This window comes from Mesorhizobium sp. M0571 (assembly GCF_040320985.1).
GTDB lineage: Bacteria > Pseudomonadota > Alphaproteobacteria > Rhizobiales > Rhizobiaceae > Mesorhizobium.
In genome coordinates, this window is the sequence record NZ_JAMYQT010000012.1 from 66,441 (window position 1) to 80,615 (window position 14,175).

Below are 14,175 nucleotides of genomic sequence, written 5' to 3' on the forward strand. Positions count from 1 at the left end.
CCAAGAGCCGTTCTGCGGCGATCCTTCGCGCTCCCCTCCGCCTGCGACGTGGTGATTGACCAAGCCGCGACGAGGGCCAATCTCCCCTTTCTTGGACTCGGGGACATCGCGAACGCGGCGTCTAAATAACAATCACCTTGGTGCCGATTGTGGAGCGGTCATAGAGATCGATGATGTCCTGGTTCATGAGGCGAATGCAGCCCGCAGACACGGCTTTGCCGATGGACCACCATTCGGGGCTACCGTGCAGGCGATATCCAGTGTCACCCTTCTCGTTGAAAAGATAAAGCGCCCGTGCACCGAGCGGGTTCACGAGTCCGCCCTCCATATGGGCCGGTATGATGCGGCCTCGCTTCTGCTCGCGCACAATCATGGCGGACGGCGCGCTCCAATCCGGCCATTCGCGCTTCCTCGCAACGTGAGCAGTGCCATGCCACTCGAAGCCCGCCTTGCCGACGCCGATGCCGTAGCGCAGTGCCTGACCGTCTCCCAGCACGTAGTAGAGGAACTTCGCTCCTGTATCGACAATGATGGTGCCAGGCTCCTCGTCAGTTGCATAAGGCACTGTCTGCCGATGGAACTTTTGGTCGACCTTGTAGATCGGAACCGGCGGAATGCGGAAACCGGCGTCGGTGAGGCCGCCATAGGCCGAGGGAAAGGTCTGTAATGCTCCGCCGGTGGTGCAGCCGGAGAATGCGACCATCCCAGCAAGTCCCAGCCCGATTAGGATCGATTTCACGCGCATGACTCAAGCCTGCGCCTATATCGGTGATCAGCCGCATCTCATTATATTCCTAATCCGGTATGCCTCGATTGCCAAGCTTTCCGTCTTGTCGGTCGACTGATTGTTGGCCGCTTCGCTCGGTCGGCGCCGCGCCTTAACTAAAAGTAGCAAATAGCCCGCACACAACGCCTCATTCCTCACCGGCCATATGCGACCCGCTTTGCCGCAATGCGATGACGGCCACCCTCGTGCGGGCGGCAGCGAAGGGCCGGGTCCGGTGGGACAGAGGGCGCGCTGTGCCGCCGGCATCTGAAAGTTTCTGAACAGAGGAGCCCAAGCGCTACACGCTGACGCTTTGTGCGATCGCGCCAAGTGGCCGGCATGAATTGCGGATCATCAGGCGTCCCTTGAGTGTCAGCTTGCGCGGCGGCGCATCTCTGTTTCCGGCGAGCCGGTCGAGCAGCAGATTGGCCGTCTGTTCGCCGATCGCCTGCACGGGCTGTGCGACCGTGGTCAATTGTGGCCGGAACACATCCGACCATGGAAAATCGTCGAAGCAGGCGACGGAAATATCCTCCGGACAGGATAGGCCGATATCGCGAATGGCCTTCATCGTGCCGATCACCATCGGGTTGTTGGCCGAAAAGATGGCGCTCGGCCGGTCGTGCAGCGAAAGCAGCTGCATGGTGGCGTTGTAGCCATCGACTTCGTGGAAATTGCCGAAGCGGACGAGCTCGGGCTCGGCCGGCAGGCCGGCGGCCTGGAGGGCTTCCCGATATCCCGCCATGCGGTCATGCATCGGCGAGATATCGAACGAGCCGGAGATGTAGCCGATGCGCCGATGGCCGAGATCGATCAGATAGGTGATGGCGTCGAACACCGCGCGCTGATTGTCGAGAACGACGGTATCGGTGTCGACTCCCTGGCAAACACGGTCGAGCAGCACGACCGGCACGTTGGCGTCGTCGACAATCTCTTTGAGGATCGCGCCGTCGCCGACACGCGCGACGATCAGCCCGTCGACCATCCGGTCGAGCAACAGCCTGATCTGGTCGTCCTGGGTGTTCAGATGCTCGTCGGTGCAGCACAGCATGACGGCGTAGCCGGCCCTGTCGAAAGCCTGCTGGATCACCGAAACCACGTCGGTAAAGAACGGATTGGTGATATGGGGGACGGTAAGCCCAATGGTGCGGGTGGTGCCCATCTTCAGGCTGCGGGCGATGGCGTTGCGCTTATAGCCGATGTCGCGGATCGCCTGCTCGATGCGGCGGCTGAGCTCGGGGCTGACGGTCGCGGTGCGGTTGATCAGCGCCGATACGGTGGCCACGGAAACACGGGCCGCTTCGGCCACATGAAGCATGGTCGGTGCAGTGGATTTGCGCTGCTTTTTTCGTCCTGACGCTGTCATTTTCGAAACGTTTCACCACTCCGCGGCAGCAATACGTACGGAATCTTATGATTTTGCGCAAGAATTGAAATGGAACAATCTTAGGTTCCAGATATTGGCTTGACATGATCGAAACGTTTAGATTAGCGTTTGGGGCGTTCGGTGACGACGGAGGGAGGCCGTCCTTGTCATGCAGCACGGCAATTCCATCCCTGCGGAAGGCGCTATGGCGGACGGCTCGGCTGTCGTGCTGAGCGCCGAGCGCATCTCCAAGTCCTTCGGCGGTATCGCCGCGCTTGTCGATGTCGGCTTCGAGCTGCGGCGCGGCGAGGTCCATGCCCTGATGGGGGAGAACGGCGCCGGCAAGTCGACGCTGATGAAAATCCTGTCCGGCGTCTACACGGATTATAACGGCACGGTCAGTATCGATGGCCACCCGGTGCGCTTTACCGGCGTCCGCGAAGCCGAGCGTGCCGGCATCGCCATCATCCACCAGGAGCTGAACCTCGTCCCCGAACTGAGCGTCGCCGATAACATTTTTCTCGGCCGCGAGAAGCTGATTGCCGGACTGATCGTCGACCGCAAGGCGAGCAGCCGCGCCGCCGGCACGCTCTTGCAGAGGCTCGGCATCGAGCTCGACCCGGATGCGCGCGTCGGGGCCTTGCGCGTCGGCGAACAGCAACTGGTCGAGATCGCCAAGGCGCTGTCGATGTCGGCACGCATTCTGATCATGGACGAGCCGACCTCCGCCCTTTCGCCAGCCGAATGCCAGCGGCTGTTCCGCATCATCCGCCAGCTCGCCAATAGCGGCGTGGCGATCATCTACATTTCGCACCGCATCGACGAGGTCATGCATCTGGCCAGCCGCGTCACCGTGTTTCGCGATGGACGCCACGTCCTGACGCAGGCGATGGACAAGCTCGACGAAGACGCCATAATTTCGGCGATGGTCGGGCGAAACCTGCTTGCTTCCTCCCAGGAGCACCGCATCCCGGATGGCAACACCGTCCTTTCCGTAAGCGAGCTGTCGCTGTCAAAGCCCAATCGCCATGGCTGGCGCACCGTGCTCGACGGCGTCAGCTTCGACCTTGCCGCCGGAGAAATCCTCGGTATCGGCGGGTTGCTGGGCTCGGGCCGTACCGAAATCCTGGAAACGATCTTCGGGTCCAGTGGCGGACGTGCCGGCGGTGAGATCAGGCTCGATGGCGAGGCAGTAGAAATCCGTTCGCCGCGCGATGCACGCCGGCTCGGCATCGCCCTGGTCACAGAAGACCGCAAGACGCAAGGCCTGCACCTCGAGGCCTCGATCACCGACAATGTCGCGCTGCCGCTGGTCGGCGCGCTGGCGCGGTTCGGCCTCCGCTCGCTGGCCGGCGAGCAAGGGCTGGCACGGGACGCCGTCAAGGCGCTCGGCATTCGCTGCGAGACCATCGAGCAGCCGGCCGGCACGCTGTCCGGCGGCAACCAGCAGAAGGTCGTCATCGGCAAGTGGCTGGCGACGAGGCCGCGGGTGCTGCTGCTCGACGAGCCGACCCGCGGCATCGATGTCGGCGCCAAGCGGGAAATCTACGATCTCATCTTCAAGCTGGCGCGAGACGGGCTGGCGATCGCCGTCATCAGCTCGGAATTGCCGGAGCTGCTGCATCTTTCTGACCGTATCCTGGTCATGGCCGACGGCCGCCAGACGGGAATCCTGTCCCGCGCGCAAGCCAGCGAGGAGGCCATCATGCGGCTTGCAGCGCCGCGACGGACCATGACGAGGCCTGCCGCATGACCATTTTGCATATCCTGTCCCGGACGAAGCTCTATTGGGGCCTGATCGCCATCTTCCTGATCGGCGTGCTCGGCTCGCCGATCAGTTCCAAGGGCAACAACATCTTCCTGTCCTACGGCAATCTGCTCGATGTGCTCCGCCAGGTGTCGACCACCGGCCTGATTGCCACCGGCATGACGGCGGTGATCATCACCGGCGGTATCGACCTTTCCGTCGGCTCGCTGATGGCGATCTGCACGGTGGTCTGTGCCATGCTGCTGACGGTCCCCGGCGTGACGCCGGCGGTGGTGGTGGGGGTGCCGACAGTTGCCGTGGCAGCCCTTTGCCTCGGCATTCTCGTCACTCGTTTCATCCTGCTGAACATCGAAAAATCCCGCGCCGGCCCGCAGGCCACGCACGACATCAGGTTGGATAGCGTTCGTGGGCTGGTCACGCCCGGCATTGTCGGGGTGATCCTGTGCAGTCTGGTGCTGTGGTTCCTGCTGCCGCAGGTAGGCTCAAAATTCGGCGTGCTCGGCGTGTTGCTGGTGGCGCCTTGCGTTGGCCTGCTGTTCGGCGCGCTCAACGGCTTCATCATCGTCGCCGGGCGGCTGCAGCCCTTCATCGTCACGCTGGCAATGATGGTCACGGCGCTCGGTATCGCCCGGCTGACCGCCGGCCAGAACAACGCGGTGCTGCCGGTCTATACCGGGTCGAACGCCACCGCCGATTTCGAAATGCTGCGCTCGCTGGTGTTCGGCGTGATCCCGATGCCGGGCCTGTTCTTCCTCGGCGCCATCCTGATCTACGGCGCCGTGCTGCGCTTCACGCCGTTCGGCCGCTATGTCTATGCAATCGGCGGCAATGAAGAGGCGGCACGGCTGTCCGGCATCGCCGCCGGCCGCGTGAAGATCGCCACCTACGCGGTTTCGGGGCTGCTGGCCGGCATCGCGGCTGTGCTCTATGTCGCGCAGTACCGGCAAGGCAAGCCGGACGCCGGCGCCGGGCTGGAGCTCGACGCGATTGCCGCCGTGGTCATCGGCGGCACCAGCCTGATGGGCGGGCGCGGCAGCTTGATCGGGACATTCTGCGGCGTGCTGATCTTCGGCCTGCTCTCGAACATCCTGCAGCTGCACAATATCAATTCGAACCTTCAGCTGGTGCTGAAGGGGATGATCATCATCGGCACGGTGCTCGTGCAGGAGCGCAACGCCGGCGATCTTCTCTTCTATCTGCGCTTGCCCGGTGGGCAAGCGCACAAGGAAACGGCCGCGGCAAAGCGGCCGTCGCAAGAGACCGCGTCTCTAAATGTTGGAGGAAACAAGAAATGAAACGACGTGAATTGTTGAAGCTTGCCGCGCTGACAGCGGCACTCCTGACCACGACCGCCATGCTTGCCGGCGGTAGCGCCCACGCACAGGACAAGAAGTGGAAGATCGGCTTCTCGCAGGTGACGACGATCGAACCCTGGCGCGCCCAGTTCAACAAGGACATCCTGGCCGAAGCGGCCAAGCATCCGGAAGTCGAGCTGATCGTCACCGACGGCGAGGACAAGACTGAGAAGCAGGTCGCCGATGTCGAGAACCTGATCCGTCAGGAGGTCGATGCGCTGCTGGTATCACCGAAGGAATCCGCCGGCCTGACCGGCGTCGTGCAGCAGGCGATCGATGCCAAAATCCCGGTCTTCGTGCTCGACCGCAACGTCGAAACCAACGACTACACGCAGTTCGTCGGCGGTGACAACAAGCTGATCGGCCGGGCTGCGGGCGAATATGCCGTGGAGCTGCTCGGCGGCAAGGGCAAGGCCGCCGGCAACGTCGTCGAAATCTGGGGCGGCATGGGCACCCAGCCGGCGCACGACCGCCACGATGGCTTCCATGAGTTCACCGACAAGGAGCCGGGCATCAAAAACCTGCTCGACCAGCAGTCGGGCGACTGGAAACAGGACCAGGCCTACAACATCATGGCCACGGCACTGCGCAACAACGAGAAGATCGACCTCGTCTATGGTCATAATGATCCGATGGCGTATGGCGCCTATCTTGCCGCCAAGGATGCCGGACGCGAGAAGGACATCAAGTTCATCGGGATCGATGGTCTGCCCAATGAAGGCGTAACGCTGGTCAACAATGGCGAACTGACGGCGACCTTCACCTATGTGACGCCCGGCGCCGAAGGACTGCGGCAGGCGATCAAGTTCCTGAACGGCGAGAAGGTGGAAAAGACCATCACCTTGCCGACGGAGAAGATCACCAAGGAAAACTCCGCCCAGGTCCTGAAGGACAACGGCCTCTGAGACAAGGCTTCCTGCCGGGCGTTCTGCGCCCGGCAGGAATAACAACTAAACGGTCGGCAGGTGGCAGCTCAAGCCAGCTTGGCAAGCAGCTTCATGAATATGGCCGCCTCCTTGGCGGAAAGCGGTGCCAGCGTTTCCTGCGTAATCTCGCGGGCAAGCGGAATCAGCCGCTCGATTGCGTCACGGCCTTCGGCGGTCAGATTGACCAGCAGGCGTCGTTTGTCGACTTCGTGTTTGCTAAGTTCGACAAAGCCACGCGCTTTCAGCCGGTCGATGACACCCTTCACCGTCGCCGCATCCATGGCGATCAGGCTGCCAAGCTGGTTCTGCGAGGTCTCGCCGACGTCGCGCAATTTGGCCAAAGCGGCAAATTGCGGCGGCGTCAGATCGGCGATGTGTGCGGCGAAGATCGAGACATGGCGCTGGTGCGCCTTGCGCAGGATGAAGCCGACCTGCTCCTGTAAGCGATAGTCATTTTCGTCAGGCTCCTCGGCCTCGACCAGCTTGAGCAGATTGTCTTCGGCGCTCACCGCAGCCCGTCCCATGCCTTGATGTCCTTGGCCGCTAGGCCGCCCATCCGATCGTGTACGCGCGGACCGCAGGTCATGGCGAGGCAGAACAGGATCTCGTCGGGACGCGGGCCGTCGCTGATGCCAATTTCCATGGCATCGAAATGGCTGCGGACATAGGCGGCGTTGATGTGGCCGAGCGGCACATCGAGCCGCGCACCGAAGGCGCCGACCTTTTTTGCCGAGGGCACGATCGCCTTGGCGTCGCCGAGCCGTTCGCGCATGGCATAGCCGCCCGGCACATGCCAAAGCGCGCCATGTTCCAGCTCGCCCGCCATGCCGACAATGGCGCCCTTGCCGTAGCCGTCGATCTGTTTCACGTCGCCGCCCAACGCGGCGATGAGCCTGTCGGAGAGCAGCAGCCCGAGCGGCTTCAAATCTTCCATGGCGCTCTGCAGCTCTTCCACGTATCGGCCGGCGAACGGATTCTTGACCAGTGCCATGGCCGCGGCGCGGCGCCGCGGCACCTTCGCCACCGGTCCGCCTTCGTGAAATATCTCTTCGGTCAGCACCGCGATCTTGCGGATCGGAAACTCAGGCATGGGCGATTTCCCTCTCTAAAGCTTTATTGGCGAGCGCCATCGGACTTGCGATGCGCGCCTGACCGCCAAGGAAAAGCGCCGAGGCGACAATCAGGCCGCGCTGCCGGAAGTCCTCGGCGACGGCAAACCCGCAGTCCAGCGCAACAGCGATTTCGGCGGCGGAGAGCGGCCCTACGCCTTGCGTTACCAGGCGATCGCCGAGATCATTGTCCGGTGCGAGATCGCGCGCCGGCACGCGTGTGACGGCCGGATGGCCGGGTAGCTCGACGGCATTGGCGATCAGCGTCGCGGCGGCGTCGGCTTCAGCACCCGTCCGCGCCAGCACGGTGACGGCATCGGCAATGCCGAGCGAAAACGACCGGCCGCGCCAGCCGCTGGTCGCAACACCGCGAACCTCGTCCCCCGCGTGAACCATGATGCGGTCGGAAAGACCGTGACCGCTGCCGGCAATAGCCAGCGTCATCGACTGATCGCTGCCGAGATGGATCGCGATGTCGCCGCCATTGTTGACATAGGCGCGCTCGAGCCGGCGCCCGGCCAGCAGCGCGCCAAGTATCTCGTCGGCTACCGAACCGGCGACGGCAGCCATTGGCGTGATGAATTGTTTCGCCAGCGGAACGACCGCCGCTTCCATTCGACGCGCCGTCGGGCCGACAAACATGCGGGGGCGCAGCGACGCCGGGCGACGCAGCTCGGACAACTCTTCGACCAGTTCGGGCAGGATTGTCTGGAAGCGCGCCACTGCCTGGCGATAGGCGGCGCTGCATTCACTCGCCTCGCCGAATGCCTCGACGATCAGATCGATCGGCCCATGATTGAGGTGAAGCCTTCGGCCGTCCTCGAGCCAATGCGCCTGTGGGCCCTTCATCACCCCGCCCCATTTGTCGTCGCGCGCCGCAACTGCGCCAGCGGCGGCCACGGATTGTCGCTGGCTGCGGCCGTGTCGCGGCGCGGATTGAGATATTGGCCGCCCTTGGCCAGTATATCGTCGACGCTGCGGATTTCGGCCTCATAGCCGCCGAGCCTGACATAATCGTCGCGACGCATGGTGAATTCGATCGGCGCCACCAGCGCCGGGGTCGGCACATAGCCGAAGGCACCTTCCGGCACGCGGGTGACGTCGACCATCAGCGTGATGCCGCCGCCCGGCCAGACATAGACCGGCGCACCACCGACGGTCACATAAGTCTTCAGGCCTTGCACCGAGCGGGTCAAATTGACCGGGTTCTCGGTGACGCCGGCGCGCAGCGAGCCGCCGGCGCCGACGACGAACAGCACGGTGCAGAGCGCCGGCTCGCAATTGTCCTCGATCAATTCGACCGATTTCTGCAGCCGCTCCGGGAACGGTTTCCGCACCGGCTTCAAGTCGTCGTCGAGTTCGTAATAGGCAAACTGCTCGCCGGTGGTCGAGACCATCAGCAGCGACAGGCCGGGGCGCGCACCCTTTTTAGCATTCCACTCACCAAGGATCGACAGCGGGTCGGAGATGCTGGTGCCGCCCCAACCGAGACCGGGCTCCGACACCTTGAAATAGCGGCCCGGCGTCGAACGGCGGCCGATGATCTTGATGCCGGTATCCTGCCAGCCAAGCACCTTGCCGGCCTGATGCTCCGAGACGACGCCGGTGATGTGGTCGTCGACCACCACCACCTCGTCGACAAGGCCGCGCCACTGGGTGGCGAACATGCCGATCGTCGCCGAACCGCAGCCAACGCGCATGCGCTGCTCGAGCTTCCCGTCAATGACCGGCGGCTTGCCAGCTTCGACGATGACGGTGGCGCCGCCGTCGATGACGAGCTCGACCGGCTTGCGGTTGCACAGGCTGAGCATCGCGTCACAGGTGGCGCGCCCTTCAGCTTTCGAGCCGCCGGTCAAATGATGCACGCCGCCCAGCGACAGCATCTGCGAGCCGTATTCGCCGGTGGTGACATGGCCGATCGCCTCGCCTTCGGCACGAACCGTTGCCGTTTCGGGGCCGATATGACGGTCGGTGTCGATCTTCACCTTGACGCCGCAATAGGAGAAGATGCCCTCGGTGACGACAGTGACCAGATCGACGCCTTCGACCTCCTGGCTGACGATGAAAGGCGCCGGCTTATAGTCGGGATAGGTGGTACCGGCGCCGATCGCGGTGACGAAGCGGCGGCCGGTGTTGACCAGTTCGCCGCCCCAGGCCTCGCCTTCTCCGGCAAAGGGCACGATTGCGGCGCCGGTCTCCGCCGCATGGTCGAGGATGGTCAGCGGATCCATCCGCACGATCCTGCCGCCGACATTGCCGTAGCGGTCGCAGGCGCCGGTGCGGCCATCGGCGATGTAGCACATGACCGGACAGGCATCGCAGCGGATCTTCTCCGCCACCAGCTTCTCGCCGGGATCATGCGTCTCGAAGCGTTCGGCAAGCTCGCTCATCGGCGCGCCTCCTTGTCGCGGATCGCGGCGCGAATGCGGCTCGGCGTCGCCGGAATTTTGGTGACAAGCACGCCGGTGGCGTGGCGGATGGCGTTGAGGATCGCCGGCGCCGTCGGGATCAGCACATGCTCGCCCAAACCCTTGGCGCCAAAGGGTCCTTCCGGATCCGGAACTTCTACCAGGATAGTCTCGATCGGCGGCACGTCGCCAATGGTCGGGATCAGGTAATCGTGCAGGTTTTCGGTGCGGCCGGGGATGTATTCCTCCATCAGCGCCATGCCGATGCCCTGGGCGATGCCACCCTCGATCTGGCCTTCGGCAAGCAAGGGGTTGATGGCCTTGCCGACATCGTGCGCGGCGGTGATCTTTACAAGCTTCACTGTGCCAAGCTTGAGATCGACCTCGAGCTCGGCAATCTGGGCGCCATAGCCGTAGACGGCGTAAGGCTTGCCCTGGCCCTTGGCATCGAGCGGCAGCGTCGGCGGATCATAGCTTTCCTCGGCACGGAAGACGAAGCCGTCGGCGTCCGCCTTCAGTGCCGAAAGATCGATGCGGCGCATCGCTTCGCCTTCCCTGATGCTCAGGCTTGTGCCGTCCAGCGCAATCGCCGCCTTTTCCGAGACATTAGCGAAGCGCAGTATGGTCTCGCGCAAGGCGCGGCCGGCCTTTTCGGCGGCCTTGCCGGTGACGAAGGTCTGGCGCGAGGCCGAGGTCTTGCCGGCGTCGGGGGTGATCGCCGTGTCGGCGCCTTTCAGCCGCAACTTTTCGAGCGGAAGACCCAACGCGTCGGCGCAGATCTGCGCGATGACGGTGTTCGAGCCCTGCCCGATATCGACGGCACCCTGATGCAGAACGATTTCGCCCGAAGCCGAGATGCCGACCTTGATGGTCGACGGATTGGGCAGCGAGGTGTTGCCGCAGCCGTACCAGCAGGAGGCGATGCCGACGCCGCGTTTTCTTGCGTTGTTGCCGGCGTTGAACGCCTCGGCGTCAGTTAGCGCGCGCTGCCAATGCGAGCGAAGGGCCTCCAGGCAGTCGGCGATGCCGACACCGGATTCGAGTCGCTGACCCGTAACCGTTTCGGATCCGTTCCGAAGGCAGTTATTCACGCGAAAGTCGAGCCGATCCATGCCGAGCTTTTCCGCCAGCTCATCGTAGAGGGTCTCCTGCATGATCGTCGCCTGCGGCACGCCGAAGCCGCGAAAGGCGCCGGCGATCGGGCCATTGGTGTGGATGGCGCGGCCTTCGGCGCGATAGTTCGGTGTTGCATAGGGACCGGAGGCATGCACCGGCACGCGGTTGGCGACCGTCGGCCCCCAGCTGGCATAGGCGCCTGTGTTGAAATCGCCCGTGAAGACCATGCCGGTGACCCGGCCGTCGGCATCGGCGCCGATGCTCGCTCTCATCCGAGCGGGATGACGCTTGGTGGTCGAGATCATCGATTCGTTGCGGCTGTAGGCGAGGGCCGCCGGCCGGCCGGTTTTCATGGCGACGAGGCCGATGAGCGGTTGCAGCGAGACGTCGAGCTTGGAGCCGAAGCCGCCGCCGGTGGCAGTTGGAACGATGCGCACCTTGTCGACGGCAAGGCCGAGCACTTTTGCCGTGTCGTCGCGGTCCATATAGGGCGCCTGCGTGCAGGCGACGACGACCAGCGTATCGCCGTCCATGAAGGCATAGCCGGCTTCCGGTTCAATATAGGCGTGCTCGACATAGGACGTGTCGATAGCGCCGGAAACGACGAAAGCCGCATCCGCAAGTGCGGTTTCGGGATCGCCACGCTCGACGAAGCCGGAGGTGAGCAGGTTCGACGGCCGGTTTTCATGGATCAGCTGCGCGCCGCCGGCCTGCGCTTCGTAAGTTTCCAGAAAATGCGGCAATTCAGTCCAGCGGATAGGGAAATCGGCAAGGTCGAGATCGAGGATAGCCTCGCGTTCGCCGGCAACCAGCGCCACCGCCTCGCCGCGAAAGCGCGAAAACCCTTCGGCCAGGGCCGGCTGGTCGGCAAAGGGCGTAATGACGCCGAAACAATTTCTTCCCGGGATGTCGGCGGCGGTAAAGACTCCGGCAATGCCGGGGCAGGATTTCACCCAGGCGTCGAGATCGCCGAAGCTGAAGGCGGCATGATAGTGCGGCGAGCGGACCACCAGCACCGATAGCGCATCGGCCGGGAAGGAATCGCCGCCGAATTTTTCGCCGCCGGTGACTTTCGGCACGCCGTCGAGGCGGATCGGGGAGGAGCCGACGGCATGGCCGGATCGTGGCATGCGCCGATCGAGGCCGTCGGCATGGCGCGAAGCATCCATCACCGCGGCGACGATCTTGCGGTAGCCGGTGCAGCGGCACAGCACACCGCCGAGCGCGTCCTGCGTCTCAACCTCGGTGGGGCAAGGCGTCCTGTTAAGAAGAGCCGTTGCCGCGACGAGCAGGCCGGGCGTGCAGGCGCCGCATTGTGCTGCGCCGTGGCTGAGGAACGAGGCCTGCAGCGCCGACAGCCTGCCGTTGCCAAGACCTTCGACGGTCGTCACCACGGTGCCGGAAGCGGAAGCCGCCGGCATCAGGCAGGCGCAGACCGGCTCGCCATCAACCAGCACCGTGCAGGCACCGCAATCGCCGGCATCGCAGCCGATCTTGGTGCCGGTCAGCCGCAGCTCGTCGCGCAGCACCGCCGACAGGCGTCGCACCGGCGGCACCGACAGCCTGACGGCGGCGCCGTTGACTTCGAAGGCAATCTCGGCGCGCTCCATGCCCATCAGGCTGCCGCCCTTTCGCCGGGAATAGCGCCCACAGCACCAAGCACAGCACGGGCGACGATCTCGCGCGCGGCATCCAGCCGGTATTCGGCGCTGCCGCGCACGTCGCCGATCGGCGAAAGCTCGTCCATCGGCGCGGACCGGATTGCAGCGGCCAGCGCGTGGCCGACCGGCAGGCCGCGCAGCGCCGCCTCGACGCTCGCCAGGCGCCTGGCGACAACCGAGCAGGAACCGACGGCGACGGCCGCGTTCCTGACGATGCCATCTTCGACGACCAGGCGGGCGGCCGCCATGGCGATGGAGATGACGAGATAACGGCGTGCGCCGAGCTTCACGAAGGCAGAGCTGCCGGCGGTCGCGGGTTTGGGAATGCGGATTGCCGTGACCATTTCGCCGGGCTGCAGAGCGGTGCGGCGGTTGCCGAGGATGAATTCTGCAAGGGGCAAATGCCGGATCGCTGCCGCTGACCGCAGTTCGATTTCTGCATCGAGCACCAGCAGCGCCGGCACACCGTCGGCGGCCGGCGAGGCATTGCAGAGATTGCCTGCAATCGAGGCGACATTCTGGATCTGCACCGAGCCGATTTCCCGCGCCGCCTGCTTCAGCGCGTCGAAAGCCGCAGGCAGCGGATGGCGGACGAGATCGGTCCAGGTGGTGCGGGCGCCGATGAGCCAATGGTTCTCGGCTTCGGCTATGCCGCGCAATGCCGCCAAGCCATTGATGTCGAGGACATTGTCGCGGAAAGGCTTGCTGCCCTGTGCCGGATAGAAATCGGTGCCACCGGCAAGGATGCGCCATTGGCCTTCGCCCAGCAGAGCGAGGGCATCGTCGACCGTGGTGGGTTTTGCGTAACGGATCACGCTTTGCCTTCCCAGAATGGGCCCTCCCGAGAGGGGATCTTGCCGAAAGATTTTCCCGAGCATGCAAGGCAGGAAATTCATTCGTATGCAAATGATATCAAGCCAGCGGGAATTGTCAAAGCCAGACTTGCTCTGCCATTCGCACCAGCACGTCCCGGAACGCATTTGTATGCCATGAGAGGTTGACGCAGCCGGCCATCTGGTCGAGTTTCTGCGTCCGGTCGCATTTTCAATGGAGCCTAAGCTCAAGACCAAGAAGACAGGAGGCTCCATGGCCGACGAAGCGCTTGTTGTCATCGACCTGCAGAACGATTTCTGCCCGGGCGGCGCGCTGGCGGTGGCCGGCGGCGACGAGATCGTGCCGTTGGTCAACGACCTGATCCGGCGGTTCGAGCACGTCCTGCTGACGCAGGACTGGCACCCTGCCGGCCATTCGAGCTTTGCCTCCAGCTATCCCGGCAAGCAACCGTTCGAAACGATCGATATGCCATATGGCGAGCAAACGCTGTGGCCTGACCACTGCATCCAGGGCAGCCTGGGTTCGGATTTCCACTCGGGCCTCGCCTGGAGCAAGGCCGAGCTGGTGATCCGCAAGGGATTCCGGCCTGCAATCGACAGCTATTCGGCATTCTTCGAGAACGACCGCACGACGCCGACCGGCCTTGCCGGCTATCTCCGGGAGCGCGGCATCGATACGCTGACGCTGGTCGGCCTGGCGACCGATTTCTGCGTCGCGTTTTCGGCAGTCGACGCGGTCAAGCTCGGCTTTACGACGTCCGTCCGGCTCGACGCCTGCCGCGGCATCGATCTCAACGGCTCCATGGAGACGATGCTGGGCCGGATGCGCGATGCCGGCGTGATACTGATTTGAACGTCACCGAGCCG

Annotated in this window: 12 protein-coding genes; 4 read left to right on the forward strand and 8 right to left on the reverse strand. The window is 63.9% G+C overall.

The window, feature by feature from the left end; all coding sequences use genetic code 11:
• Positions 1–121 precede the first annotated feature (121 nt).
• The gene (locus NKI85_RS16085) at positions 122–745 is read right to left on the reverse strand and encodes a L,D-transpeptidase (protein WP_352525877.1); all 624 of its coding nucleotides are present in this window, start codon (positions 743–745) and stop codon (positions 122–124) included.
• Positions 746–1,064: 319 nt separating this feature from the next.
• Positions 1,065–2,084 carry a LacI family DNA-binding transcriptional regulator gene (locus NKI85_RS16090; protein ID WP_352525876.1) on the reverse strand — a complete coding sequence of 340 codons (1,020 nt, stop codon included), beginning with the start codon at positions 2,082–2,084 and terminating at the stop codon, positions 1,065–1,067.
• A 217-nt stretch (positions 2,085–2,301) separates the two neighbouring features.
• On the opposite strand from NKI85_RS16090, the gene NKI85_RS16095 reads away from it, so the two are divergent.
• From NKI85_RS16095 to NKI85_RS16105, 3 genes are read left to right on the forward strand one after another with little or no spacing between them, the layout of a single operon-like run.
• Positions 2,302–3,885 carry a sugar ABC transporter ATP-binding protein gene (locus tag NKI85_RS16095; RefSeq protein ID WP_352776959.1) on the forward strand — a complete coding sequence of 528 codons (1,584 nt, stop codon included), beginning with the start codon at positions 2,302–2,304 and terminating at the stop codon, positions 3,883–3,885.
• Positions 3,882–5,195 (forward strand): ABC transporter permease, encoded by a 1,314-nt coding sequence (locus NKI85_RS16100; RefSeq protein WP_352525872.1) that lies wholly within the window; start codon positions 3,882–3,884, stop codon positions 5,193–5,195. The genes NKI85_RS16095 and NKI85_RS16100 overlap by 4 nt, the downstream gene beginning before the upstream one ends.
• Positions 5,192–6,160: a substrate-binding domain-containing protein gene (locus NKI85_RS16105; RefSeq protein ID WP_352525870.1), complete on the forward strand. Its 969-nt coding sequence runs from the start codon at positions 5,192–5,194 to the stop codon at positions 6,158–6,160. The genes NKI85_RS16100 and NKI85_RS16105 overlap by 4 nt, the downstream gene beginning before the upstream one ends.
• A gap of 68 nt (positions 6,161–6,228) precedes the next feature.
• Here NKI85_RS16105 and NKI85_RS16110 read toward each other — a convergent pair whose 3' ends face one another.
• The 6 genes from NKI85_RS16110 to NKI85_RS16135 are packed head-to-tail and all read right to left on the reverse strand — an operon-like array spanning position 6,229 to position 13,290.
• Positions 6,229–6,690 (reverse strand): MarR family winged helix-turn-helix transcriptional regulator, encoded by a 462-nt coding sequence (locus NKI85_RS16110; RefSeq protein WP_023718174.1) that lies wholly within the window; start codon positions 6,688–6,690, stop codon positions 6,229–6,231.
• Complete coding sequence (locus NKI85_RS16115; protein WP_352525869.1) at positions 6,687–7,271, reverse strand: amino acid synthesis family protein; 585 nt, start codon at positions 7,269–7,271, stop codon at positions 6,687–6,689. The genes NKI85_RS16110 and NKI85_RS16115 overlap by 4 nt, the downstream gene beginning before the upstream one ends.
• Positions 7,264–8,139, reverse strand: a complete 876-nt coding sequence (locus tag NKI85_RS16120; RefSeq protein WP_352525969.1) for a UPF0280 family protein — start codon at positions 8,137–8,139, stop codon at positions 7,264–7,266. The genes NKI85_RS16115 and NKI85_RS16120 overlap by 8 nt, the downstream gene beginning before the upstream one ends.
• Complete coding sequence (locus NKI85_RS16125; RefSeq protein ID WP_352776960.1) at positions 8,139–9,680, reverse strand: 6-hydroxynicotinate reductase; 1,542 nt, start codon at positions 9,678–9,680, stop codon at positions 8,139–8,141. Before NKI85_RS16125 ends, NKI85_RS16120 begins: the two co-directional genes overlap by 1 nt.
• Entirely contained in the window at positions 9,677–12,430 is a 2,754-nt protein-coding gene (locus NKI85_RS16130; RefSeq protein WP_352525866.1) for a molybdopterin-dependent oxidoreductase, read from the reverse strand. Before NKI85_RS16130 ends, NKI85_RS16125 begins: the two co-directional genes overlap by 4 nt.
• Positions 12,430–13,290 carry an FAD binding domain-containing protein gene (locus NKI85_RS16135; RefSeq protein WP_352525865.1) on the reverse strand — a complete coding sequence of 287 codons (861 nt, stop codon included), beginning with the start codon at positions 13,288–13,290 and terminating at the stop codon, positions 12,430–12,432. The genes NKI85_RS16130 and NKI85_RS16135 overlap by 1 nt, the downstream gene beginning before the upstream one ends.
• A gap of 271 nt (positions 13,291–13,561) precedes the next feature.
• Between NKI85_RS16135 and pncA the strand changes: the two genes are divergently transcribed.
• Complete coding sequence (gene pncA, locus NKI85_RS16140) at positions 13,562–14,161, forward strand: bifunctional nicotinamidase/pyrazinamidase (RefSeq protein WP_352525864.1); 600 nt, start codon at positions 13,562–13,564, stop codon at positions 14,159–14,161.
• Positions 14,162–14,175: the final 14 nt, after the last annotated feature.